This is a genomic window from Streptomyces sp. Y309 (assembly GCF_056712025.1).
Window position 1 is genome coordinate 2,903,357 of record NZ_CM160048.1, and the last position, 24,840, is coordinate 2,928,196.

22 protein-coding genes are annotated in these 24,840 nt (G+C 71.6%); 11 read left to right on the forward strand and 11 right to left on the reverse strand.

Features of this window, described 5'->3' with window-relative positions; translation table 11 throughout:
* The first annotated feature begins 131 nt into the window (after positions 1–131).
* The 3 genes from gcvH (at position 132) to AC0KTA_RS10925 (ending at position 3,374) form a co-directional block, all read left to right on the forward strand.
* Positions 132–509 carry a glycine cleavage system protein GcvH gene (gene gcvH, locus AC0KTA_RS10915; protein WP_481054916.1) on the forward strand — a complete coding sequence of 126 codons (378 nt, stop codon included), beginning with the start codon at positions 132–134 and terminating at the stop codon, positions 507–509.
* Between the two features lie 25 nt (positions 510–534).
* A complete protein-coding gene (glyA, locus tag AC0KTA_RS10920) occupies positions 535–1,797 on the forward strand; it encodes a serine hydroxymethyltransferase (protein ID WP_481054917.1) in 1,263 nt (420 codons plus the stop codon).
* A 191-nt stretch (positions 1,798–1,988) separates the two neighbouring features.
* Positions 1,989–3,374, forward strand: a complete 1,386-nt coding sequence (locus AC0KTA_RS10925; RefSeq protein WP_481054918.1) for an L-serine ammonia-lyase — start codon at positions 1,989–1,991, stop codon at positions 3,372–3,374.
* A 25-nt stretch (positions 3,375–3,399) separates the two neighbouring features.
* Here AC0KTA_RS10925 and AC0KTA_RS10930 read toward each other — a convergent pair whose 3' ends face one another.
* On the reverse strand, positions 3,400–4,299 hold the full coding sequence (locus tag AC0KTA_RS10930) for a phosphatidylinositol-specific phospholipase C (RefSeq protein WP_481054919.1): 900 nt from the start codon (positions 4,297–4,299) through the stop codon (positions 3,400–3,402).
* Between the two features lie 270 nt (positions 4,300–4,569).
* Here AC0KTA_RS10930 and AC0KTA_RS10935 point away from each other — a divergent pair, with 270 nt between their 5' ends.
* On the forward strand, positions 4,570–5,121 hold the full coding sequence (locus tag AC0KTA_RS10935; RefSeq protein ID WP_481054920.1) for a glycoside hydrolase family 25 protein: 552 nt from the start codon (positions 4,570–4,572) through the stop codon (positions 5,119–5,121).
* A gap of 55 nt (positions 5,122–5,176) precedes the next feature.
* Here AC0KTA_RS10935 and AC0KTA_RS10940 read toward each other — a convergent pair whose 3' ends face one another.
* Entirely contained in the window at positions 5,177–6,184 is a 1,008-nt protein-coding gene (locus AC0KTA_RS10940) for a zinc-dependent alcohol dehydrogenase family protein (RefSeq protein WP_481054921.1), read from the reverse strand.
* A gap of 101 nt (positions 6,185–6,285) precedes the next feature.
* Between AC0KTA_RS10940 and AC0KTA_RS10945 the strand changes: the two genes are divergently transcribed.
* Complete coding sequence (locus AC0KTA_RS10945; protein ID WP_481054922.1) at positions 6,286–7,248, forward strand: AraC family transcriptional regulator; 963 nt, start codon at positions 6,286–6,288, stop codon at positions 7,246–7,248.
* Between the two features lie 14 nt (positions 7,249–7,262).
* Here AC0KTA_RS10945 and bla read toward each other — a convergent pair whose 3' ends face one another.
* Positions 7,263–8,228: a class A beta-lactamase gene (gene bla / locus AC0KTA_RS10950; RefSeq protein WP_481054923.1), complete on the reverse strand. Its 966-nt coding sequence runs from the start codon at positions 8,226–8,228 to the stop codon at positions 7,263–7,265.
* 20 nt (positions 8,229–8,248) lie between these two features.
* Positions 8,249–8,947 carry a FadR/GntR family transcriptional regulator gene (locus tag AC0KTA_RS10955; protein WP_481054924.1) on the reverse strand — a complete coding sequence of 233 codons (699 nt, stop codon included), beginning with the start codon at positions 8,945–8,947 and terminating at the stop codon, positions 8,249–8,251.
* Between the two features lie 127 nt (positions 8,948–9,074).
* Here AC0KTA_RS10955 and leuA point away from each other — a divergent pair, with 127 nt between their 5' ends.
* Positions 9,075–10,826 (forward strand): 2-isopropylmalate synthase, encoded by a 1,752-nt coding sequence (gene leuA, locus AC0KTA_RS10960; RefSeq protein WP_481054925.1) that lies wholly within the window; start codon positions 9,075–9,077, stop codon positions 10,824–10,826.
* Between the two features lie 161 nt (positions 10,827–10,987).
* Positions 10,988–11,722, forward strand: coding sequence for an ABC transporter ATP-binding protein (locus tag AC0KTA_RS10965; protein WP_481056382.1), 735 nt, complete (start codon positions 10,988–10,990; stop codon positions 11,720–11,722).
* A 63-nt stretch (positions 11,723–11,785) separates the two neighbouring features.
* On the opposite strand, the gene AC0KTA_RS10970 is transcribed toward AC0KTA_RS10965, so the two are convergent.
* Positions 11,786–11,998 (reverse strand): EF-hand domain-containing protein, encoded by a 213-nt coding sequence (locus AC0KTA_RS10970; RefSeq protein WP_481054926.1) that lies wholly within the window; start codon positions 11,996–11,998, stop codon positions 11,786–11,788.
* A gap of 81 nt (positions 11,999–12,079) precedes the next feature.
* Between AC0KTA_RS10970 and AC0KTA_RS10975 the strand changes: the two genes are divergently transcribed.
* A complete protein-coding gene (locus AC0KTA_RS10975; RefSeq protein ID WP_481054927.1) occupies positions 12,080–12,739 on the forward strand; it encodes a GNAT family N-acetyltransferase in 660 nt (219 codons plus the stop codon).
* A gap of 60 nt (positions 12,740–12,799) precedes the next feature.
* Here AC0KTA_RS10975 and AC0KTA_RS10980 read toward each other — a convergent pair whose 3' ends face one another.
* The 6 genes from AC0KTA_RS10980 to AC0KTA_RS11005 all read right to left on the reverse strand — a co-directional run bounded on the left by AC0KTA_RS10980 (position 12,800) and on the right by AC0KTA_RS11005 (position 19,470).
* Entirely contained in the window at positions 12,800–14,005 is a 1,206-nt protein-coding gene (locus tag AC0KTA_RS10980) for a YncE family protein (protein WP_481054928.1), read from the reverse strand.
* Positions 14,005–14,790, reverse strand: a complete 786-nt coding sequence (locus AC0KTA_RS10985) for a polysaccharide deacetylase family protein (protein ID WP_481054929.1) — start codon at positions 14,788–14,790, stop codon at positions 14,005–14,007. The genes AC0KTA_RS10980 and AC0KTA_RS10985 overlap by 1 nt, the downstream gene beginning before the upstream one ends.
* Positions 14,791–15,168: 378 nt before the next feature.
* Positions 15,169–15,672 (reverse strand): ATP-binding protein, encoded by a 504-nt coding sequence (locus tag AC0KTA_RS10990; protein ID WP_481054930.1) that lies wholly within the window; start codon positions 15,670–15,672, stop codon positions 15,169–15,171.
* A gap of 264 nt (positions 15,673–15,936) precedes the next feature.
* The gene (locus tag AC0KTA_RS10995; RefSeq protein WP_481054931.1) at positions 15,937–16,707 is read right to left on the reverse strand and encodes an enoyl-CoA hydratase/isomerase family protein; all 771 of its coding nucleotides are present in this window, start codon (positions 16,705–16,707) and stop codon (positions 15,937–15,939) included.
* Positions 16,708–16,772: 65 nt separating this feature from the next.
* The gene (locus tag AC0KTA_RS11000) at positions 16,773–18,017 is read right to left on the reverse strand and encodes a L,D-transpeptidase (protein WP_481054932.1); all 1,245 of its coding nucleotides are present in this window, start codon (positions 18,015–18,017) and stop codon (positions 16,773–16,775) included.
* A gap of 175 nt (positions 18,018–18,192) precedes the next feature.
* Positions 18,193–19,470, reverse strand: a complete 1,278-nt coding sequence (locus tag AC0KTA_RS11005; RefSeq protein ID WP_481054933.1) for a L,D-transpeptidase — start codon at positions 19,468–19,470, stop codon at positions 18,193–18,195.
* Between the two features lie 154 nt (positions 19,471–19,624).
* Here AC0KTA_RS11005 and glgX point away from each other — a divergent pair, with 154 nt between their 5' ends.
* From glgX to AC0KTA_RS11020, 3 genes are all read left to right on the forward strand, one after another.
* Complete coding sequence (gene glgX, locus AC0KTA_RS11010; RefSeq protein WP_481054934.1) at positions 19,625–22,078, forward strand: glycogen debranching protein GlgX; 2,454 nt, start codon at positions 19,625–19,627, stop codon at positions 22,076–22,078.
* A gap of 137 nt (positions 22,079–22,215) precedes the next feature.
* Positions 22,216–23,178 carry a LysR family transcriptional regulator gene (locus tag AC0KTA_RS11015; protein ID WP_481054935.1) on the forward strand — a complete coding sequence of 321 codons (963 nt, stop codon included), beginning with the start codon at positions 22,216–22,218 and terminating at the stop codon, positions 23,176–23,178.
* A gap of 128 nt (positions 23,179–23,306) precedes the next feature.
* Complete coding sequence (locus tag AC0KTA_RS11020; RefSeq protein WP_481054936.1) at positions 23,307–24,719, forward strand: carbohydrate-binding protein; 1,413 nt, start codon at positions 23,307–23,309, stop codon at positions 24,717–24,719.
* Positions 24,720–24,840: the final 121 nt, after the last annotated feature.

The window sequence follows — 24,840 nt, forward strand, 5'->3', positions numbered from 1 at the left end:
GCTTCCGCGCGTGCCGCGGACGCCCCGTGCGTCCCACCGGCTCCCGCGGTGTCACGCGTCCGTCTCAGTCCGTCTCAGTCCGTAAGACCCACGTGCATCAGCACACGCCCGCGTACAGGAGAATTCAGGCCATGAGCAACCCCCAGCAGCTGCGTTACAGCAAGGAGCACGAGTGGCTGTCGGCCACCGAGGACGGTGTGGCGACCGTCGGCATCACGGAGTACGCGGCCAACGCGCTCGGTGACGTCGTCTACGCCGACCTCCCGGACGTCGGCGCCACGGTCACCGCGGGCGAGACCTGCGGCGAGCTGGAGTCGACCAAGTCGGTGTCCGACCTCTACTCCCCCGTCTCCGGCGAGGTCGTCGAGGCCAACCAGGACGTCGTGGACGACCCGTCCCTGGTGAACTCGGCCCCCTTCACGGGCGGCTGGCTGTTCAAGGTGCGCGTCGCGGACGAGCCGGGCGACCTGCTCTCCGCCGACGAGTACACCGACTTCGCAGGCAGCTGACCACGGCGTAAGGACTGATCTTCCGATGTCGCTTCTGAACACCCCTCTCCACGAGCTCGACCCGGACGTCGCCGCCGCCGTCGACGCCGAGCTCGACCGCCAGCAGTCCACCCTCGAGATGATCGCCTCGGAGAACTTCGCTCCGGTCGCCGTCATGGAGGCCCAGGGCTCGGTCCTCACCAACAAGTACGCCGAGGGCTACCCCGGCCGCCGCTACTACGGCGGCTGCGAGCACGTCGACGTGGTCGAGCAGATCGCGATCGACCGCGTCAAGGAGCTCTTCGGCGCCGAGCACGCCAACGTCCAGCCGCACTCGGGCGCGCAGGCCAACGCGGCCGCGATGTTCGCGCTGCTCAAGCCGGGCGACACGATCATGGGTCTGAACCTCGCGCACGGCGGGCACCTGACCCACGGCATGAAGATCAACTTCTCCGGCAAGCTCTACAACGTGGTCGCCTACCACGTGGACGACGAGACCGGCCAGGTCGACATGGCCGAGGTCGAGCGCCTCGCCAAGGAGGCCAAGCCGAAGCTGATCGTCGCGGGCTGGTCGGCGTACCCGCGCCAGCTCGACTTCGCCGCCTTCCGGCGCGTCGCCGACGAGGTCGGCGCGTACCTGATGGTGGACATGGCGCACTTCGCGGGCCTGGTGGCCGCGGGCCTGCACCCCTCCCCCGTCCCGCACGCCCACGTGGTCACCACCACCACGCACAAGACCCTCGGCGGCCCGCGCGGCGGCGTCATCCTGTCCACCCAGGAGCTCGCCAAGAAGATCAACTCGGCGGTCTTCCCCGGTCAGCAGGGCGGCCCGCTCGAGCACGTGATCGCGGCCAAGGCCGTCTCCTTCAAGGTCGCCGCCTCGGACGACTTCAAGGAGCGCCAGCAGCGCACCCTCGACGGCGCCCGCATCCTGGCCGAGCGCCTGGTGCAGGACGACGTCAAGGAGCACGGCGTCTCCGTCCTGTCCGGCGGTACGGACGTGCACCTGGTCCTGGTCGACCTGCGCCACAGCGAGCTGGACGGACAGCAGGCCGAGGACCGCCTCCACGAGGTCGGCATCACGGTCAACCGCAACGCCATCCCGAACGACCCGCGCCCGCCGATGGTCACCTCCGGCCTGCGCATCGGCACCCCGGCCCTCGCCACCCGCGGCTTTACGGCCGAGGACTTCCGTGAGGTCGCGGACATCATCGCCGAGGCCCTCAAGCCCGGCTTCGACGCCGAGTCCCTCAAGGCCCGCGTGTCCGCTCTGGCCGCGAAGCACCCGCTGTACCCCGGACTGAAGTAGTTTCGTACGCTTTAGTTTGGTACCTCGTTGGTACGGACTTCCGGGGCACCGCGCACACTGGACATGAGGACAGTGCGCGCGGTGCCCCGCACCACGTGCCCCGAAAGCACCGCTTGCCCCACCGCACCGCTTGCTGTCCCCCGCACGACCGGCAGACAACGGCGTCTACCACCCATCATTGGAGTTCTCCCGTGGCCATCTCGGTCTTCGACCTGTTCTCGATCGGCATCGGCCCGTCCAGCTCCCACACGGTCGGCCCGATGCGCGCCGCCCGCCTGTTCGCCCGCCGCCTGAAGAACGAGGGCCTGCTGGCCCACACCGCCTCGATACGGGCGGAGCTGTACGGCTCCCTCGGCGCCACCGGCCACGGCCACGGCACCCCCAAGGCCGTCCTGCTCGGCCTGGAGGGCGAGTCCCCGCGCACGGTGGACGTCGAGTCCGCCGACGACCGCGTGGCGGAGATCAAGTCCTCCGGCCGCCTGAACGTCCTCGGCGTGCACGACATCCCCTTCGCCTTCGACGACGACCTCGTCCTGCACCGCCGCAAGACCCTGCCGTACCACGCCAACGGCATGACCGTCTTCGCGTACGACGCCGAGGGCGCGCTCATCCTGGAGAAGACGTACTACTCCGTGGGCGGCGGCTTCGTCGTCGACGAGACCGTCCTCAACCAAGAGGGCGCGGAGGGCCAGAACCCGATCGTCCCCGACGACACGGTCCTGAAGTACCCCTTCCGCACCGGCGACGAGCTGCTGCGCCTGTCCGCCGAGACCGGCCTGTCCATCTCCGCCCTGATGCTGGAGAACGAGAAGGCCTGGCGCACGGAGGCGGAGATCCGCGAGGGCCTCCTGGACATCTGGCGGGTGATGCAGTCCTGCGTGTCCCGCGGCATGTCCCGCGAGGGCATCCTGCCCGGCGGCCTCAAGGTCCGCCGCCGCGCCGCGAACTCCGCCCGCCAGCTGCGCGCCGAGGGCGACCCGCAGGCCCGCGCCATGGAGTGGATCACGCTCTACGCGATGGCGGTGAACGAGGAGAACGCCGCCGGCGGCCGCGTCGTGACCGCGCCGACGAACGGCGCGGCGGGCATCATCCCGGCCGTCCTGCACTACTACATGAACTTCGTGCCCGGCGCCGATGACGAGGGCGTCGTCCGCTTCCTGCTCGCCGCGGGCGCGATCGGCATGCTCTTCAAGGAGAACGCCTCCATCTCCGGCGCCGAGGTCGGCTGCCAGGGCGAGGTCGGCTCCGCCTGCTCGATGGCCGCGGGCGCCTTCGCCGAGGTCCTCGGCGGCTCCCCCGAGCAGGTCGAGAACGCCGCCGAGATCGGCATGGAGCACAACCTCGGCCTCACCTGCGACCCGGTCGGCGGCCTCGTCCAGATCCCCTGCATCGAGCGCAACGGCATGGCCGCCGTGAAGGCCGTGACCGCCGCGAAGATGGCGATGCGCGGCGACGGCAGCCACAAGGTGTCCCTCGACAAGGTCATCAAGACCATGAAGGAGACCGGCGCCGACATGAGCGTCAAGTACAAGGAGACGGCGCGCGGCGGGCTCGCCGTGAACATCATCGAGTGCTGAGCCGCGCCGCCCGCCGGACGGCTGCCTAGTTGTGGGCGATCAGTGACTCCACCAGACCGGCGCGGGTATTGGGGTAATCCATCGGTACGATCCCGAGCCCGCGCCAGCCGCGTCCCTCCGCGCTCTCCAGGAGGGAGTGCGTCTTCGGGTTGAGGTCGTCGGAGTTCCAGCGCGGCGGCAGCCCGGCCGCCGTGCTCACGAAGTTGACGTACTGCTTGCCGGGTTGGCCCGCGGCCTTCCTGAAGTGGGCCTCGATCTTCGGGTACTTGGCGCCGGGCGCGGCATTCCAGTCGTCCTGGATGTCGAAGACGTTCCCGTCGCCCCACCGGATGCCGCCGGGCAGCCCGCCGTTGTCGGCGATGAGCACGACCTTCCCGCGTACGTCGCCGAGGCGCGGCCAGGCGTCGCCGATGTGGAAGAGGGAGCGCCAGCCGCGCCGGTCCAGATAGTCGTCGAAGACGGCCCGGAACGCCGCGTCACTCTCCTCCGAGTACTCCTGCTTGACCCGCATCAGCACGGTCTCCGTGGACTGGCCGCGCAGGTAGTCCCGGCAGGCGCCGAGGACGTCGTCGAAGTTCAGGTGCTGGTAGAACGCGCCGTGGTGGATGGTGAAGGACCCCTCGAACACCCGGCACCGGATGTCCAGGAACCGTATGCCGGAGGCGAGTTGCTGATGCAGCGTGGTGTTCTGGCACTCCACCCACCAGCCGCCGAAACGGGCGCCGGAGTCGTGCGTGCCGGGAATCGTCAGGCGCTGCAAGGGGGTTGAGGAATCGATGCCCGCCATCCAGTTCTGTACGCCGAGGACGCGGCGGGCGCGGCCGACGCTGGTCCCGGCCGTGGCCCTGGCGGGCGGGGCGAGAAGGGCGGCGGAGGCCGTCGCTGCGGCGGCGGAGCCGAGGAAGGCGCGGCGGGTCAGGGGCATGTGGGGGTCCCGTATCCGTGAGTCGTCGGGTGGGGCTGGCAGGATGCGCGTGCACATACGGATGCACACCACGTAGAGATACGGATGCGCACGCGCGCACGTACAGATACACATACGGACGCCGGGAACGCCAGTACGAGGGTGGAAGCGGCCCCTCACGGGGAACGGTCAAGTAACAGTCAACTTTTGACTGTTCACCCACCACGCGCCGGGCGCGAACGCCCCACACACCCGGCGCAGGCGCACTCCCCCCACCCCTGGAGGCCCCCCATGCTGCGCGGCATCGACGTCAGCTCCTACCAGTCGTCCTTCAACACCGACGGCCTCTCCTTCGTCATCATCAAGGCGACGGAAGGCCGCTCGTACATCAACCCCCGCCTCACCGCCCAGACAAAACTCGCCCGCGACGGCGGCTGCGTCGTCGGCTTCTACCACTTCCTGTGGCCGGGCAACCTCACCGCCCAGGCCGAGTACTTCGTGAGCAAGGCCCCCGAGAGAGCAGGGGACTTCCTCGCCGTGGACTGGGAGTGGACGGGCGACCACACGGCGGCGACGAACGCGGAGAAGGATCGTTTCATCCGGGAGGTGAAGCGGCTGCGCCCGAACCACAGAGTGATGCTGTACTGCAATCGGGACTTTTGGCTCAATAGGGACACAACGTCCTACGCGGGCGACGGCCTCTGGATCGCCGACTACGTGACGGCGGGCAAGCCCCGCATCCAGGCCAAGTGGCGCATCCACCAGTACACGTCGACGCCCATCGACAAGAACGTGGCGGATTTCGCGAGCGAGGACGCGATGCGGGACTGGGCCACGCCGTAGCCCGGCCCTGCCCCGCTCGCGCCGCCCGCTCCGCGCGCCGCCGCGGGCGCCCGGCCTACGGCCGCACCACGATCTTCCCGATGTGGGTGTTCGTCTCCATGAGGCGGTGGGCGTCCGGCATGCGGTCCAGGCCGTCGAAGATTTCGGCGATCTCGGGGCGCAGGGTGCCGTTCGCCAGGCCCGAGTTGAGGTAGGCGGTGGCGCGGCGGCGGGCGTCGGCGGTGTCGGTGACGATGCCGTTGTTGTAGCCGTGGACGGTGACGGGCCAGGTCATCGGGACGGTCGTGGGACGGCCGTCGAGCCAGCCGTAGAGGACGTACGTGGCGTCCTGCGCCGCGGCCTCGCCGAGGGTCTGGAAGGCGGGGCCGCCGATGGCGTCCAGGACGATGTCGGCGCCCCGGCCGTCGGTGAGCCGCTTCGTCTCCTTCGCCACGTCTTCGGTGCCGGTGACGACGACGTGCTCGGCGCCGAGGTCGAGGAGTTGGCGCCGCTTGTCCTCGGTACGGGTGGTGGCGATCGGGATCGCGCCCGCGCGGCGTACGACCTGGAGGGCGGCCGTGCCGACCCCGCTGGACGCGCCGGTGATAAGGACGTGGTCGCCGGGGCGCATCCCCGCGCGCAGGTGCAGGGCGCCGTAGGCGGTGGTGTACGTGAGCCAGACGGCGGCCGCCGTGACCGCGTCCACGTCGGCGGGGCGCCGGGCGACCGCTTCCTGCGGCAGCACGACGCGGTCCGCGTACACGCCGTGGGCGCTCAGTTCGAAGTTGCCGGTGGTCAGCACGGTGTCGCCGGGCGCGAACGCCGTCACGCCGTCGCCCACCGACTCGATCACACCCGCGGCCTCGTAGCCGTTGCGGGAGGCGGGCAGGGTGGCCGGGTAGTAGTAGGTCCCCGAGCGGAAGAGGGCGTCGGCGCGGTTGAGGCCGAGCGCCTCGACCCTGATGAGGACTTCGCCGGGTGCCGGGGCGGCGAGTTCCACGTCTCGCACCTTCAGGACCTCGGGTCCGCCGACTTCGTCAAAGAGCACGGCACGGGCAGCAGTTGAAGTTGATGTTGAAGTCATGGCTGCCACGCTATGTACGGGCTGCGAGACGAACCATGCCTGCTTGTCTTGGTTTTCTGTCCGTGCGTCTCGCTGCCGGTCCCACGCGCTACCGTTCAGGCATGGACGTACTCAGCGACGCGATCGCCGCCATGCGGCTGGGGCTGCCGCACTCCGCGATCCGCGACAAGTACGCGCCCTGGGGCGTGCACTTCGGGACGCACGAGGGTGCCGGGTTCCATGTGCTGCTCCAGGGGTCGGCCTGGCTGATCGCCGATCGCGCGGGCGACGGGCGGGCGGCCGCGGAGCCCGTGGCGCTCGGGCCCGGCGACGTGGTGTTCCTCGCGCACGGCTTCGGGCACGCGCTGGTGAGCGAGCCCGGCGTGGAGCTGGAGCGGTTCAGCCTGAACCCGGACGGCACCTGGCCCGAGGCCCCGCCCCGCCGCCCCGCGTCGGTCACGGGCGAGGGCCCCTCCGCGGTCCTCCTGTGCGGCGCCTACCGCATCGACCGCTCCTGCGCCCACCCGCTCCTGTCCGACCTGCCCGACGTCGTCCACCTGCCCGCCCGCGTCGGCGCGCACGGCTCGGTGCGCGCCGCCGTGGAGCTGCTCGGCGCCGAGCTGGAGAACCCGCAGCCCGGCTCGGACACGATCGTCTCCGCCCTCCTCGACACGCTCCTGCTCTACATCCTGCGCGCCTGGTGGCTGCGCAAGCACGACGACGCCGCCACCGACCACCCCACGGGCTGGTCCGCGGCCCTCGCCGACCCGGCGGTGGCGGCGGCGCTGCGCGCGATGCACGCCGACCCCGCGCGCCCCTGGACGGTGGCGGAGCTTGCCGCGCTCGGCGGACTGTCCCGGGCCCCGTTCGCGCGCCGCTTCACCGCGACGGTGGGCTCGCCCCCGCTCGCGTACCTGACGTGGTGGCGCATGACGACCGCGGGCCGCCTGCTGCGCGAGGAGGACACCCCGCTGCGCGTCCTCGCCCAACGCGCGGGCTACACCTCGGAGTTCGCCTTCGCCAAGGCCTTCAAGCGGGCGTACGGGGTGCCACCAGGCCGGTACCGGCGCACCCGGGCCGCCTAGCGGCGTCAGCAGACTCAGCGTTTTGGGGGCAGCGTGGCCGCCACGTACGCCGCCGCCTCCGCGAGGAGCGCCTCGTCGTACGGGGCGTCCCGCTCCGCCTTGCTGGACATGATCGCGATCAGCAGGGGCGGGCCCTTCGGGGGCCACACGACGGCGATGTCGTTGAGGGTGCCGTAGTCGCCGGTCCCGGTCTTGTCGGCGACGGTCCAGTCGCGCCGCAGGCCGGCCCGGATCCGGCCGGCCCCGGCGGCGGTGGCGTTGCGTTCGAGGAGGTCGCGGAGGAAGGCGCGCTTGGGCTTCGGCAGGGCGTCGCCCAGCACGATCTCGCGGAAGCTGGTGCCGAAGGCGCGGGGCGAGCTGGTGTCGCGCGGGTCTCCGGGCGTGGCTTCGGTGATCGCCGGTTCGAACCGGTCCATCCGCGTGACGTTGTCGCCGAGCTCGCGGGCGTACGCCGTGAGCCGGTCGGGGCCGCCGATGTCGCGGAGCAGCAGATTCCCGGCGGTGCCGTCGCTGTACCGGATTGCGGCGTCGCAGAGTTGACGGATCGTCATTCCGTTGTCGACGTGGCGGGAGGTGATCGGGGCGTGCTTCATCAGGTCGGCCTTGCCGTACCTGACGCGGTCGTCCAGGTGGGACAGCGGGTTGCCGTCCAGGACCGCCGCCGCCGCGAGCGCCTTGAACGCGGAGCAGAACGCGAAGCGTTCGTCGGCACGGTGGGCGATGGTGTGGCCGGTGGCGGTGTCGAGGGCGTACACGCCGAGGCGCGCGTCGAACCTCCGCTCCAGCTCCGCCAGTTGCGGGTGGCGCTTCCCCCTCCCCGCGGAAGCTGAGGGAGAGGGAGAAGGGGACTTGGTTCGGCGGGCCGGTCGGGCCGCCTCCGGCTCCTTGTCCTGCGCGCAGCCGGCCAGCGGCAACAGCGCGGCCGCTCCCAGGAATCCGCGTCGCGTGAGGGCCGTTCGGGGTGCCGTGATCACCTTCATGCTCTCCCTCTACATCATCTTCATGCTCCCCCTCTACCCTTCAACCTCCCGAACGTCTCCTCCAGTTCGACGAGCGCCACCCGCTCGGCCTCCTCCGGGTCCCCCGCCTCGACCGCCCGGACCAGGGCCTCGTGGGCCGCGTCGCCGTGGTCGGACTCCTCCCGGTGGATGTCGATCAGGTCGAGCAGGGCGACCAGGCCCTCGCGCAGGGCTGGCACGAACTCGCCGAACAGGTCGGTCAGGACGGGGTTGTGCGCGGCGGCCACGACGGACGCGTGCAGGGCGATGTCGGCGTCGATGAAGGCGGCACCGGCGGCGGGGGCGGCGGCTCTGCGGGCGGTGAGCGCGGCGTGCATGGCGCGGATGTCCTCGGGGGTGCGGCGGGCCGCCGCGAGCCGCGCCGCCTGCACCTCGACCAGCATCCGCACCTCGTACACATCGCCGATCGCCGCCTTGCGCAGCCGGGCCGGCCAGTCCTCGGCCGGCTCCGTGGCGGTGACGAAGACCCCGGCGCCCTGCCGTGCCTGCACCAGGCCCGCCCCGGCGAGGGCGCGCAGGGCCTCGCGGACCGTGGAGCGGCCGACGCCGAGCTCCTTGGCGAGGGTCGTCTCGCCGGGGAGCTTGCTGCCGACCGGCCAGTGACCGTCGGTGATCTGTGCGCGCAGCCGCTCCGTGGCCTGTTCGACCAGAGGGCTGGGGCGGAGGGAGCCGAGCGGCATGCGAGGGGTCACCTGTCTGTCTGCGGGCGTCGGATGCGTATGCACTACTGCATTACCTGCGTACGCAGAGTGTACTTGTCTGAGGAGTACTTGTCTGAGGACCTGAGGTGTGCTTAGGGTGCCGTACATGATCTGGAACCCGCAGCGCCCCAGCACGATGCCCTTCCACCGCTACCGGCCCTACGAAGACCGGGTCACCGTCCTCGCGTCCGACCGCAGTTGGCCGTCCGCGCGGATCGAGAGCGCCCCGCTGTGGGTCCCCGTCGACCTGCGCGACGGCAATCAGGCCCTCGCCGAGCCGATGGACACCGCGCGCAAGCGCCGCTTCTTCGACCTGCTGGTGTCCATGGGCTTCAAGGAGATCGAGGTCGGCTATCCCTCGGCGAGCCGCACGGACTTCGACTTCGTACGCCACCTCGTCGAGCTGGTCCGCTCCGGCGCCGTGCCGGACGACGTCACGCCCGTCGTGTTCACCCCGGCGCGGGCCGACCTCATCGACCGCACCTTCGAGTCGATCGACGGCCTGCCGCGCGCGGTGGTGCACCTGTACATACCGACCTCGCCGGTCTGGCGCGACGTCGTGCTCGGCCGCGACCGGGCCGCCGTGCGCGCCACCCTCGAGGAGGCCGCCGCGCACATGGCCCGCCTGGCCGACGCCCGCCCCGAGTCCCACATCCGGTTCCAGTTCGCGCCCGAGACCTTCAACCTCACCGAGCCCGACTTCGTACTCGAACTCTGCGACGGGCTCACCGAGTTGTGGGACGCGAGCCCGGACCGCCCGGTGACGCACAACCTCCCGGCGACCGTCGAGATCGCCACGCCGAACGTGTACGCCGACCAGATCGAGTACATGCACCGCAACCTGGCCCGGCGCGACTCCGTCATCCTGTCCGTGCACCCGCACAACGACCGCGGCACCGGCGTCGCCTGCGCCGAACTCGCGGTGCTCGCGGGCGCGCAGCGCGTCGAGGGCTGCCTGTTCGGCAACGGCGAGCGCACGGGCAACGTCGACCTGGTCACGCTCGCGCTGAATTTGTACGCGCAGGGCGTGGACCCGATGCTGGACTTCTCCGACATCGACGCGGTCCGCGAGGTCGTCGAGCACTGCAACCGGCTGCCGGTGCACCCGCGCCACCCGTACGCGGGCGACCTGGTGCACACCGCGTTCTCCGGCACCCACCAGGACGCCATCGCCAAGGGCCTGGCCCACCACGCCAAGCAGGCCGCCGAGCTGGGCGTCGAGCCGCGCGAAGCGCCCTGGAACGTGCCCTACCTGCCGCTCGACCCGGCCGACATCGGGCGTTCGTACGAGGCCGTGATCCGCGTCAACTCCCAGTCCGGCAAGGGCGGCACGGCGTATCTGCTGCGCACGCACCACGGGCTCGACCTGCCCGCCGAGCTGCGCGCCGACTTCTCCCGCACGGTGCAGGAGGCCACCGACGACAGCGGCGGCGAGGCGTGCCCGGACGAGCTGTACGAGCTGTTCCGTACGACGTATCTGGTGCCGGGCAGGCCGGGCTCGGGCGGCGGTCTCGCCCTGCTGTCCTGGGCCGCGGACACCGCCCCGGACGGCGCGCACCGCTGCGTGTGCACCCTCCAAGTGGGCGACCGCGCAGGGGACTTCGAGGGTTTCGGCAACGGCCCGCTGTCCGCCTTCGTGGACGCCCTCGCGGCCGCCGGGGTCGCCGTCGACATCCTGGACTACAGCGAGCACGCGGTCACCTCGGGCGGCACGAGCGAGGCGGCGGCGTACGCGCTGTGCCGGGTCGGCGGGGCCGACGGCGCCCGCGTCTGGGGGGTGGGCGTGGACACCTCGCTGCTCACGGCGTCGGTGCAGGCGGTGGTGTCCGCGGTGAACCGGGCGGGGGTGACGGTGTGACGGCGCCGCCCCGCACCGCGACGGACACCCCGCGCCCCACGCCCGCCACCGGCGCCACGTCCGGGCCAGGAGTCGCTTCCGCGCAAAGCACCGCCTCGGGTCCCGACACCACCCCCGTCCTCCACGCCGCCTCCGTCACCGTCGTCCGCGACGGCCGGCGCATCCTCGACGACGTCTCGCTCACCGTCCGGCCCGGCGAGCACTGGGCGCTGCTCGGCGCCAACGGGGCGGGAAAGTCGACGCTCCTGAGCCTGCTCGGCGCGCTCACGCACCCGACGCACGGCACGGTGGAGGTGCTCGGCCGCCGCCTGGGCACCGTCGACCTGCGGGAACTGCGGGCGTACCTGGGCCATGTCGACCCCCGCCACCCGCTCCGCTCCCCGCTGCCCGTGCGCGAGGTCGTGCTCACCGGGCTGACGAACAGCGTGGCGCGGGTGCCGCACCGGCTACCGACCGAGGCGCAGCGGGAGCGGGCCGAGCACCTGATCGCCACCATGGGCCTGGCCACGCGTGCCGACGCGCGCTGGCCCACGCTGTCGCAGGGCGAGCGCGGCCGGACGCTGATCGCCCGGGCGCTGATGCCCGACCCGCGGCTGCTGCTCCTCGACGAGCCCGCCACCGGCCTCGACCTGCCGGGCCGCGAGCGGCTCCTGGACAGCCTGGACGCGCTGCGCGCCGCGCACCCCGACCTCGCCACGGTCCTGGTCACCCACCACCTGGAGGAGCTGCCCGCAGGCACCACGCACGCGCTGCTGCTGCGCGCGGGCCGCGCCCTGGCTTCCGGGCCCGCCGCCGACGTCCTCACCACCGGCCCGGTCGGCGCGTGCTTCGACCACCCGGTACAGGTGGAGCGGCACGGCGGGCGCTGGACGGTGCGGGCCGCCGCGCGCGGCTGAACGCATGCGAAGGGGCCGCACCCCGTGTACCGGGGGCGGCCCCTTCGTGTTCGCGCACGGGCGCTACTTGTTCAGGCTGGCCCAGAACTCGTCGAAGGAGAGCAGCTTGTCGCCGTTCGCGTCCTTGGACTTGATGATGGCCTCGGCGACCGACTCGGTGACGTTCCAGTCCCCCATCTGCGCCATGGCCGTCTTGTACTCCGCAGCCGTGATGAATCCGTCGCTGTCCGCGTCGAACCGATCGAACGCCTTACGTGCCTCTTCGATGTCCGCCACCGGGTCCGCCCCTTCTTTGTGCAGTACTGACGGGGGTTAGGGTAACGGCCGTTCCCCGAGCCGATCGCAAGGAGTACAGCCATGGCCAGCGCATCGTCGGCGCTCGCGGACATCCTCGCCGCGGCGGGGCTCGGCGACTTCCCGCCCGCGGACGGCGGGACGACGGTCGTGCCGCAGCCGAGCCACCGCGACGCCGGGGTGCTCGCGTTCACGGCACACTCCGTGATCTTCACGGACGAGGACCCGCGGTGGGTGCGCTCCGCGCTGGCCGCCGTCGACTGCGATCCGCTGGCCGCCACGATGAGCCCGCGGTTCCTCGCCGCGTTCCAGGAGCGGACGGGCAGGTCCACCGACACCACGGACCTGCTGACGGTCGCCGCCGCACTGCCCGGCCCGCCGGACGCCGCGCTCGGCCTGCGGGAGCTGGACGACCCCGACCATCCGCGGGTGGCACGGGCCCGCAAGCGGCGCGACGACGTGCGGGTGTGGGCCGCGGCGGACGGCGGTGTGCTGGTCATCGGGCGCGGTGTCGCGGGGCGTTGGGAGACGGCCGTCGAGGTCGAGGAGGGTGCCCGGCACCGGGGGCTCGGCCGGGCCCTTGCGACGGCGGCGCGGCATCTGGTCCCCGCCGGGGACGTGGTGTGGGCGCAGCAGGCGGCGGGGAACGCCCGCAGTGTGCGGGCGTTCCAGGCCGCCGGCTATCGGCCCGTTGGGGCCGAGGCTCTGTTCTTCGCCCGGTAGGGCCCCGGGTTCTTCGCTCGGTGGGGCCCCGGGTTCTTCGCCCGGTGGGGCCCCGGCCCGCTAGCGGAAGATGCCCGTGTGCCCCAGCGAGTAGCGGCCCGGCTGGGGGTACACCGCGAGGCCGTGGGGGCCGCCGCCCACCGGGATGCGGGCGAGTTGGACGCCGGTGCGGGTGTCGATGGCGTACACCTCGGAGTCGTAGCGGCCGGAGAGCCAGAGGACCTTGCCGTCCGCGGAGACGCCGCCCATGTCGGGGCTGCCGCCGTCGGGGAGGTGCCACTTCTTGGTGAGCTTGTTCCTGGTGAAGTCGAAGACGGACACCGAGCCCTCGCCGCGGTTGGAGACGTACATCTCGCGCGAGTCCCGGCTGACGTACAGACCATGGCAGCCCTTGCCCGTGGGCAGCAGCTTGGGCTTGGAGAAGGTGTCGCCGTCCAGGACCCACATGCCGTCGGCCATCATGTCGGCGACGTAGAACCGCTTGCCGTCCGGGGACATCTTGACGTCCTGCGGCATGGCGCCCTTGAAGGGCAGCTTCTGCTGGCCGACGACCTTCATCTTCTCGGTGTCGACCTTGAGGAGTTCGCCGGAGAACTCGCAGGAGACGATGAAGTAGCGGCCGTCCAGGGAGAAGTCGGCGTGGTTGACGCCGTAGCAGCTCACCGGCTCCGTCTTGAGGCGCTTCATGGTGTGCGGGTCGCGGAAGACCAGCTCGCGGTCGAGCGAGGCCATGACGACGGCGTATTTGCCGTTGGGCGTGAAGTAGAGGTTGTACGGGTCGTGCACCTCGACCGGCTTGCCCGCCTTGCCGGTCTTCGGGTCGATGGGCGTGAGCGTGTGGCCGCGGTTGTTGTTGACCCAGAGCGTCTTCATGTCCCAGGAGGGCACGACGTGCTGCGGCTGGACGCCGACGCGGATCGTGTCGACGACTTCGTACGTCTTGGGGTCGATGACCGACACCGTGTTGGAGTTGGTGTTGGGGACGTAGACCCGGGAGGGGAAGTCCTTGACCACCGGGGAGAGCTTGCCCGGGCGGTCGGCGGCGTAGACGTCCTTGGGGTCGAGGACGGGCGGCATGCCGGGCAGCCCGTCCACCGCCTTGGGTTTGGCGGGCTCCGGCGGGACCTTGGTGGTCAGGGCCTTGTTCTGGCGGTCGCCCTGCTCGGTGCCGCAGCCGGCGAGCGCGGCGGCGACGGCGGCACCGGCGGCGAGCAGCACGCCGGTCCGCCTGGTCAGGGTCAGGGGGGTACGGGTACGAGTGGGCATCAGGTCAGCAGCTCCGTGGTCGTGACCGCGCGCAGGCCGCGGCGGTGCAGGTCATCGAGGACGGCGGGGAGCGCGGCGACCGTGTCCGCGTACCCGAAGTGCAGGCTCACCACGGAGCCCGCGCGGACCTCGGCGGCGAGGGTGCGGGCGACGGCCGGGGCGCCGGGCGAGGTGAAGTCCAGGGAGTCGACGTCGTACGACAGGACGTGCGGGTAGCCGGCGCGGCGCGCGAGGCGGGCGACGAGCGGGGTGGCCCGGCGGGCCCGCGAGGGCCGGAACCAGTTGCCGATGCCGCCGGTGAGGCGGCGCAGCCGGTCCGCGCAACCGGTGATCTCGGCGTACGCCGCCTGTTCGGACAGCGCGTTGATGTCGCGGTGGTTGAGGGTGTGGTTGCCGAGGTCGTGGCCGCCGTCGAGAATGCGGCGGGCGATGCGGGGGTGGGCGTCGAGCCAGGTGCCGACGGCGAGGACGGTCACGCGGGCGCCCGCGCGTTCGGCCTCGGCGAGCAGGGCGTGGGCGGTCCTGGGGTCGCCCTGGCCGTGGAAGGTGAGGGCGACCTCGGGGCGGCCGCGGGGGCTGCGGGTGATCTGGACGGGCAGGCCGGGGAAGCCGCGGGGGCCGGGGGCGGGGCCGGGGTGCGGCGGCGATCCGGTGGGCCGGGGCTCCGTGCGCTTCCGCGCCGTGCCGCAGCCGGCGGCGAGTGCGCCCGCGAGGGCCATGCCCGCCGACGTACGCAGTAGTCGGCGGCGGTCGGTCCCGTCTGCGCGCTCAGTCACGGGGACCATTTAATGGGGACTGAGGGTGAAAGCAGCTGATTGACCTGATTCAGGACGTTTGCGGGTCGCTGGCCTGGACCAAGCGAGCCTCATGAGCCCTGTCCATCGGCTCACACAGCTGGCGTTTAGCCATCGTTTACAAGGCAGGTGCTCTATCTCACCAAGGATTCACCTCTAAACTGTGCCGTTCTGATCCGATATGCCCGAGTTGGGACTTTTGGATCAGTGGCTCCCATCTGCCATAGTCGGGCACAGCGACTCTCATTGACCCGAGCTACGTCGCCTTTCGCGGCCGTGAACTCACCCCATACGTTCACGGTCCCGCTCGAAGGCCCCCGACAGCGCCGCACCCACGGCCCCGGGGGCTTTCGCGCGTCCGGGGCGGCGCTAGCGCTCGGTGACCCGCATCTCGAACCACGTCGTCTTGCCCCGCGGCAGCAGGTCCACGCCCCAGCGGTCGGCGAGCTTGTCGACGAGGAAGAGGCCGCGGCCGCTGATGTCCAGCTCGTGGACGGGCATCAGGCACGGCAGTCCGCGCGAGGGGTCGCGCACCTCGACCCGGATCCAGCCGCGCCGCCGCAGCGTGCGCAGGCCGAAGACCCGGGCGCCCGTGTGCCGCACGGCGTTGCCGACGAGCTCGGAGACCAGGAGCACGACGTCCTCGGTGAGCTTGGGCGTCAGGCCCCAGTGCCGCAGGACCACCACTTGAGCGAGCCGGCGGGCGATGGCCGCGGACTCGGGGCGCGAGGGCAGCGGGACCTCGGCGTCGATCGGGTTGCCGAACAACTCCAGTGCCTTCAGGGCGTGTTCGTCCTCCACCGCCGGAGTCCAGCGCGCCGCGGTCGCACCCGCGTGCTTCCGTGGCTGTTCGAAACCCTCCTGCCCCGCCATGCCCCCCATCATGGCCGTCCCGAGACGGGGTTGGGGCCGTTCCGACGGAATAAGCCCCCCGGAAGCTTCCATTCCGGAGGGCCGTCCAGGCATATGCCTAAGGCAGTTCAGCCTCCGTCACACCCGCTCCCACCTGCGCTGGCTTCTTGCTCATGAATGATCACGGAGCGCCCGGAAGCGAACTTCCTTAAGGTTGGCTTAAGGCTGTCATAATCCGCCCCTTCGGGGGACACTTTGGCTGACGAGCCTTCAACTGGCCTGTTCTCAGAGGAACTTCGCCTTGCCGGGGCCCTCCTCGACGAAGCTGCGCATGCCCCGTTCGCGGTCCTCGGTGGCGAACAGGCCCGCGAACCATGTGCGTTCCACGGCGAGGCCGGTGTCGATGTCCGCCTCCAGGCCCGCGTCCACGGCCTCCTTCGCGGCCCGCAGCGCGAGCGCCGGGCCCTTGGCCAGCTTGGCGGCCCACGCGTGCGCCTGCTCGTACACCTCGGCGGCGGGCACGACGCGGTCCACCAGGCCGATGTCGAGCGCCTCGTCGGCCTTGACCATGCGACCGGTGAAGATGAGGTCCTTCGCCTTGGACGGGCCGATCAGGCGCGGCAGCCGCTGGGTGCCGCCCGCGCCCGGGATCAGGCCGAGCAGGATCTCGGGCTGGCCGAGCTTGGCGTTGTCGGCGGCGATCCGGACGTCGGCGCACAGGGCCAGTTCGCAGCCGCCGCCGAGCGCGTAGCCGGTGACGGCGGCGACGACCGGCTTGGGGATGCGGGCGATCGCGGTGAAGGAGTCCTGCAGGGCCCGGGACCGCAGGATCATGGCCGTGTGGTCCATGTCCTGCATTTCCTTGATGTCCGCGCCCGCGGCGAACACCTTCTCGCCGCCGTAGAGGACGACGGCGCGCACGTCGTCGCGTGCGGTCACCTCCGCCGCGAGGTCCTTGAGGCGGTCCTGGAGCTCGATGTCCAGGGCGTTCATGGGCGGGCGGTCCAGGCGGATCGTGCCGACGCCGTCCGCGACTTCGAGATGCACAGTTGTCATGCGGGGCACGTTAGCCGTGCCCCGCACGCGCGTGGGGAAGGGCTGGGCCTTCCCGTGGGGAAGGGCTACGCCTTCCACTTCTCCCAGGACATGTTCCAGCCGTTGTAGCCGTTGTCCGGGGCGATCTTCTTGTCGTTCGAGTTCTTCACCACGACGACGTCGCCGACCATCGAGTTGTCGAAGAACCAGGCGGCCGGCACCTTCTTGTCGTAGCCGCCGCGCACGTCCCGCAGGCCGATGCAGCCGTGCGAGGCGTTGTAGTTGCCGAACGCGCCGCCGCCCCAGTAGTTGCCGTGGATGAACGTGCCGGACGTGGACAGGCGCTGGGCGTGCGGCACGTCCTTGATGTCGTACTCGCCGCCGTAGCCCACGGTCTCGCCGTTCATGCGGGTCACCTTGAGGCGCTCGCTGATGACCATCTGGCCGTTCCACGTCTCGTAGCCGGGCTTGCCGGTGGTGACGGGGATCTTCTTGAGGACCTTGCCGTCGCGCTCGACCGTCATCTTCTTGGTCTTCACGTCGACCGTGGAGACCTGGCTGCGGCCGATCTCGAAGGCGATGGTCTTGGACTGCTTGCCGTAGACACCCGGGCGGCCCTCGACGCCGTCGAGGTTCATCTTCACGGTGACCTTGGTGCCGGGCTTCCAGTACTTCTCCGGGCGGAAGTCCAGGCGGTCGTTGCCGAACCAGTGGCCCTCGACGGGCACGGACGGCTCGGTCTTGATCTCGATGGCCTTCTCGACCGCGCCCGGCGCGGTGATGCCGCGCGTGAAGTGCACCGAGAACGGCATTCCGACGCCGACCTTCGTGCCGTCCTCGGGCGTGAACTGGCCGAGGAAGGTGTTCTTCGGCACCAGGGTCGTGAACGTCGAGTCCTTCGCGGACGTGCGCCCCTCGGAGTCCTTGGCGATCGCGTGCACCTTGTACTTGGTGCCGGCGGCGAGGTGCCGCTCGGGCGCCCATTTCGCGCCACCGGACGTGATCTTCCCGGGGATCGCCCTGCCCTTGGGGTCCTTGACCGTCACCTCGGACAGCTTGCCCTTGGCGGCGGATATCTTCAGCGCCCCGCTGGTGGCCACGGCGTCCGCGCCGTCCTTCGGCGCTATGGTGACGACGGCCTGCGAGGGCTTGTCGGCGGCAGCCCCGCCCTTGCCGTCACCGCCGTCGCCGGAGTCCGAGCCGCCACCCCCGCACGCGGTCACGAGCAGCAGCGTCGCCCCCGACGCCGCCGCGAACAGTGTGTTGGCGCCCCGCCGCCGCCCGCGCTTTCGCGCGTGGGCCGACGCCCCCGATATCGGTCGCCCGTTCACGTTTCTTCTCCCCTCGCACGGCCCGAATCAGGCCCGCACTCCAATGCCCCGGCGCGGTGGTCGAAAACAAGCCGACTCGCGCACTGCGCTAGATAACCACAAGGCTCGAAGCGATGACTCCCCGCCAATGTCACCGTTCAGTCCCAACTGTGCTCATGGCACGGGCCGGTGGCCCTCAGGGCCGGCCGGAGCGGGACTTCTTGTCGCCCTTCGCCCTTTCTGCGGCTTTCTTTCCCGCCTTCTTCTTTCCCGTCTTCCATTCCTCCCAGTCCATGTTCCAGCCACCGAGGCCGTTGTCGGGAGCCACTTTCTTGTCGTCGCTGTTGACGACCTCGACGACGTCGCCGATGAGCGTGCGGTCGAAGAACCAGCCCGCCGGGGTCTTCGGGCTGCCGCCCTTCACGTCGCGCAGGCCCACGCAGCCGTGGCTGACATTGGTGTTGCCGGGCGCGTCCGGCGCCCAGTAGTTGCCGTGCAGGAAGGTGCCGGAGGTGGTCAGGCGCATCGCGTGCGGCACGTCCGGGATGTCGTACTCGCCGCCGAAGCCGACGGTGCGGCTGTTCATGCGGGTCACCTCGAGCATCTCGGTGACGACCATCTTTCCGTTGTACGTGGTGGTCTTCGGGGCGCCCGCGGTGATCGGGACCATGGAGATCAGCTCGCCGTCGCGGCGTACCTCCATGGTGTGCTCCTTCGCGTCGACCAGGCTGACCTGGCTGCGGCCGATGGTGAAGGCGAACGTCTTGTCCTGGAGGCCGTAGACGCCGGGCGCGGCCTTCACGTCGCGCAGGTCCAGGTCGACGGTGACCTTGGTGCCGGGCTTCCAGTACTTCTCGGGGCGGAAGTCCAGGCGGGTGCCGCCGAACCAGTGCGGCCGGATCTCCACGGCCGGCTCGGCCCGCACGCGGACGGCGCGCTGGACGGCCGCGCGGTTGACGACCTCGCGGTTGAACTCCAGGGAGACGATCATGCCGGTGCCGACCGTGGCGCGGTTCTCCGGCGAGACGTATCCGATGAAGCGCTCGTCGGGCACGAACGTGGTGAACGTCGTGTGCCGCGCGACGCGGCGGCCGTGGCCGTCGAGCGCGACCGCGTCCACCGTGTACTTGGCGGCGAGCGCGAGCGGCCCGCCGTCGAGCGGGCGCCAGGTCGTGCCGTCCTCGACGACGCGCCCCGGCACGTCGGTCTCCTGCGCGTCCTGGGACCGCACGACCCGCACGGACTCCAGGCGCCCGTCCGGCACCCGCACTTCGAGCCGCTCGTCGCGGCGCACGTTCTTGTCGCCGTCGCCGGGCGTGACCCGGATCGCCTCGGCGGGCCTCGGCGGCTTGCCGAGCATCCCGTCGAACTCCGAGCCGGAGCAGCCCGTGGCCCCGAGCACCAGTCCTGCCCACGCCACCGCTGCGGCCAGCGCGGCTCCTGCGCGCCGAGCGCGCCTCGTTGCCTGTCTCACGTGGGTCCCAACGACCGTGCCCGCCCGGGGAAACGTGAGTGCGACGCACCGGGTGGGCAGAACAGACAGAAGGACGCCGTGCGGGCAGCCGCGGCCGGGACGCCGCACACCCCGGGCACGCGCGTCCACGGCCCGAGCCGCGGGAGGCGAGCAGGTGTCGAGCGCAGCCGAGCAGGAGGAGGCGGCGGTCCAGCGGGCGCGGGCGGTGGGCCGGGCCCGGCCCGACGACGACTCCGCCACCGCCGGGCAGAACGGCGGGCGCGGCGCGCGGGCGCGGCAGGCGCCGTCGCGGACCGTGTGGCCGGGGGCGCCGACGCCGCTCGGCGCCCGGTTCCGGGTGGGGCCCGACGGGGTCGCGGGCACGAATTTCGCGCTGTGGGCGGGCGGGGCGGAGGCCGTCGAGCTGTGCCTTTTCGACGAGGAGGACCATGCGGACGGCGGGGACGGCAGGGTGGACGTGGACGGCGGGGTCAGCGCGGACGGCCCGGATGGCGGGGTCGGCCCGGACGGCGGGGTCGGCCCGGACGGCGCCGGTGGGCGGCTCGTCGAGACCCGGTGTCCGCTGACCGAGCTGACGCACGAGATCTGGCACGGCTTCGTGCCGGGCGTCCTGCCGGGGCAGCGGTACGGCTTCCGGGTGCACGGCCGCTGGGACCCGTGGACCGGCGCCCGCTTCAATCCGGCGAAGCTGCTGCTCGACCCGTACGCCCGCGCGGTCGACGCGGGCGCGGGCAACGACTACGGCGCGCTGCCGCCGGAGGTCTACGGCCATGTCAGGGACTGGCCGCAGCAGCAGGTCGCGGACACCGTGCGCGACGACCGGGACTCGGCTCCGTACGTACCCAAGGGCGTCGTCGTCCACGACGACGCGCCGGACGACGAGTGGTGCGACGACCGGCGCCCGAAGACGCCCTGGGCGGATTCGGTCATCTACGAAGTGCATGTACGCGGCTTCACCATGCGGCACCCCGATGTCCCGCCCCAACTGCGCGGCACGTACGCCGGGTTGGCGCACCCGGCGGCCGTCGAGCATCTCGTACGCCTCGGTGTGACGGCCGTCGAGCTGCTCCCGGTGCACCAGTTCGCGCACGAGGACCATCTGCTGCGGCGCGGTCTGCGCAACTACTGGGGGTACAACTCCATCGGGTACTTCGCGCCGCACGCCGCGTACGCCGCGTCCGGCACCCGCGGGCAGCAGGTCGGCGAGTTCCGGCGGATGGTGCGGGCGCTGCACGAGGCGGGGATCGAGGTGATCCTGGACGTGGTCTACAACCACACCGCCGAGGCGGGCGAGCTGGGGCCGATGCTGTCCCTGAAGGGCATCGACAACCGCGGCTACTACCGGCTGCAGGACGACGCGCGGCGGTACGCCGACTACACGGGCTGCGGGAACACCCTGCACGTCGTCCAGCCGCAGGTGCTGCGCCTGATCACCGACTCGCTGCGGTACTGGGTGACGGAGATGGGCGTCGACGGCTTCCGCTTCGACCTGGCGGCGGCGCTCGCGCGGTCCTTCCACGACGTCGACATGCTCTCGCCGTTCCTCGCGGTCATCGCGCAGGACCCGGTGCTGCGGCGCGTGAAGCTGATCGCCGAGCCGTGGGACGTCGGGTCGGGCGGCTATCAGGTGGGGGCGTTCCCACCTCTCTGGACGGAGTGGAACGACCGTTACAGAGGCGCGGTGCGGGACTTCTGGCGGGGCGCGCTGCCGGACGTGCGGGACCTCGGCTACCGGCTTTCGGGGTCGAGCGACCTGTACGCGTGGGGCGGGCGGCGGCCGTACGCGTCGGTGAACTTCGTGACGGCCCACGACGGCTTCACGCTGCGCGACCTGGTGACGTACGAGAGGAAGCGCAACGAGGCCAACGGCGAGGGCAACAGGGACGGTTCGGACGACAACCGGTCCTGGAACTGCGGCGTCGAGGGCGAGACCGCCGACCCCGGCGTGCGGGCCCTGCGTCGGCGGCAACTGCGGAACCTGATGACCACGCTGCTGCTCTCGACCGGCGTGCCGATGCTCGTCGCCGGGGACGAGATGGGGCGCACGCAGCGCGGCAGCAACAACGCGTACTGCCAGGACAACGAAGTGAGCTGGGTGGACTGGAAGTCGCTGGACGAGCCGGGGTGGCGGGCGCTGTTCGGGCTCACCGCCCGGCTGATCGCGTTGCGGCACCGGCATCCGGTGCTGCGGCGGCGCGCCTTCTTCTCCGGGCGGGCCCACTCGGCGGACGGGCTGCGGGACCTGGCGTGGTTCACGGCGCGCGGCACGGAGATGACGGAGGCCGACTGGTACGCGCCCGCGGCGACGCTCGGCATGTATCTGTCCGGGCGCGACATACCGGGGCGGGACGCGCGCGGGGCGCCGGTGACCGACGACAGCTTTCTCGCCGTGCTGCACGCGGCGGACCGGCCGGTGGACTTCGTCCTCCCGGGGCCGCCGTGGGCCGCGGCCTACGAAGTGCTTGTGGACACCTGCCTGGAGGAGCAGGAGGAGGCCCCGGGGACGCTGCTCGCAGCGGGGGCGGCGGTGACGGTCACCGCGCGATCGGCGTTGCTGCTGCGGGCGGTCGTGAATAGCCCGTCGAGGGGGTCCCTCCCTGCTCCTTAAGAGCTTGGGGGAGCTTGAGGACGAGCGCGCAAGCGCGATGCCGGGGTGCAGAACGTCGGGGAGAGGTCGGACGTGACGGGCATTCAGGTCCGTACCAAGGTATTGCACCCGACCCGGGGGCGGACGAAGCTCGCCGCATGGACCTGGAGTTGCGGCACCTGAAGACGATCCGGGCGATCGCCGACGCGGGCAGCCTCACCAAGGCGGCGACCGCGCTCGGACTCGCGCAGCCCGCGCTCAGCGCGCAGTTGAAACGGATCGAACGGGCCCTGGGCGGCGAGCTGTTCGAGCGCGGGCGGTTCGGCGTGCGGGCCACCGCCCTCGGTGAGTTCGTGCTCGCGCGGGCGCGCATCGTGCTGCCGGCGGTCAGCGGGCTCCAGGAGGAGGCCGAGCGGTTCTCGCGGGTGTGGCAGGACCGGCGCGGGTTCCGGCTCGGCGGGACGCACGGGCCGCTGCTCGGCGGTCTGGTGGACCGGCTCGCCGCCGCGCACCCCGACCAGTCCGTGTCGACGTACACCTCCTGGTCCGAGCGCGACATCGCCGCGCAGGTCGCGGACGTGCGGCTCGACTTCGCGCTCATCGGTACGTGCGGGGCGAGTACACCGCCCGAGAGCGAGCGGCTGGTGTGGCGGGAGGTGGCGCGCGATCCCGTGTTCGTCATGCTGGCCACCGGGCATCCGCTGGCCGGGGCCGCGGAGGTCGAGCTCGGCGAGCTGGCTGGGGAGGCGTGGACCGATGTGCCGGGGGACGGGTGTTTCGGGGACTGCTTTACGGCTGCGTGCGCGCGGGCGGGGTTCACTCCCTCTTCGGTGTACGAGACCGACACCTCGTCGTGCGTTCATCTGGTGCAGGTGGGGCGGGCGGTGGGGTTGTGCCGGGCCACGTTTCCGCCCACGGAGGGGATCGTTACCCGGCCGCTGGCCGGGGCGCCGCTCTACTGGCGGCATTTGTTGGGGTGGCATCCGGAGACGTACGCGCATGACACTGCGGCCGCTGTGCTTGCGCATGCTCGGGCTGCGCATGCTGCGGCTGCTGCTCGCAGTGAGAGTTACTCGGCCTGGCTGGCTTCGCCGGGGGGTGCTTCCATAACGTCGACGTAGGGGGGCAACTAGCATCTACTGAGCCCCTGTTGACGCTTCTACGGTGTGGTCGACCGGAGAACGAGCGGATCCGGCTTCCCCGCGTTCACGGGTCCGCCGCTCCCCGTCCACACCGAGGAGAGACCCCCATGCAGCAGCACAGACATGCCTCCCCGACTCCACCTCCACACCGTTGTAGTCTCCGCCGCGTCCAGGCGGCGGGTGCCGCGCTCGCCGCCGCCGGTGCGCTCGTGCTGGCCGGGATGCCCGGCTCGGCGGCCGCCCAGTCCGACTCCCCGTCCCCCACACCGCACGACGCCGCGGCCACCGCAGCCGTGGCGAAGACGTCACCCGGCGTCCTCAAGGCCATGCAGCGCGACCTCGGGCTCACCGCGGGGCAGGCCAAGGAACGCCTGGTCAACGAGGCGGAGGCGGGGGCCACCGCCGGGTCCCTGCAGGCCGCGCTCGGCCGGGACTTCGCGGGCGCCTGGGTGGGCGGCGCCACCTCGGCCACGCTCACGGTCGCCACCACCGACGCCCGGGACGTCGCGGCCATCGAGGCCGAGGGCGCCCGCGCCCTGGTGGTACGTCACTCCGTCGGCCAACTGGACGCCGCCAAGGCCAAGCTGGACCGGGCCGCGAAGAGCACCCGGACGGCCGACGCGCCCGTGTGGTACGTCGACGTGAAGTCCAACGCGGTCGTGGTGAACGCCGTCAAGGCCTCCGCCGCCAAGGCGCTGGTGGCCGAGGCGGGCGTGGACTCCGGCCTCGTACAGATCAAGAAGACCGCCGACCGGCCGCGCTCCTTCTACGACATCGTGGGCGGCGAGGCGTACTACATGGGCAGCGGCGGCCGCTGCTCGGTGGGCTTCTCCGTCACGCAGGGCGCGACGCAGGGCTTCGCCACGGCGGGTCACTGCGGGCGTGTGGGCACGACGACGCGTGGCGTCAACCAGCAGGCCCAGGGCACGTTCCGCGGTTCGATCTTCCCGGGCCGGGACATGGCGTGGGTGGCCACGAACGCGCAGTGGACGGCCACTCCGTACGTCAAGGGCTCCGGCGGGCAGCGCGTGAGCGTCGCCGGTTCGACGCAGTCGCCGGTGGGCGGCTCGATCTGCCGCTCCGGGTCGACCACCGGGTGGCACTGCGGCACGATCTCGCAGCACAACACCAGCGTCACCTACCCCGAGGGCACCATCAACGGCGTGACGCGCACGACCGTGTGCGCGGAGCCCGGTGACTCCGGCGGCTCGTACATCTCGGGCAGCCAGGCGCAGGGCGTCACCTCGGGCGGCTCGGGCAACTGCCGCACCGGCGGGACCACGTTCCACCAGCCGATCAACCCGCTTCTCCAGCAGTTCCAGCTCACGCTGAAGACCATCGGCGGCGAGGACCCCGGTCCCGGCCCCGGTGACCCGAGCGGCACCTGGGCGGCGGGCTCCGTCTACGCGGCCGGTGACACGGTCACCTACAACGGCGTGACCTACCGCTGCCTCCAGCCGCACCAGGCGCAGCCGGGCTGGGAGCCGCCGGGCACGCCCGCGCTGTGGGAGCAGGTCTGATCCAGGTCTGATCCAGGCTGTTCCGATCCACTCGGGCCCGCTGTGGACCCACGGCGGGCCCGCTGCTCATCCGCGCTGGTGGGGCGCGGGTGCGGACCCAGGGCCGGGAGGCCGTGATTCC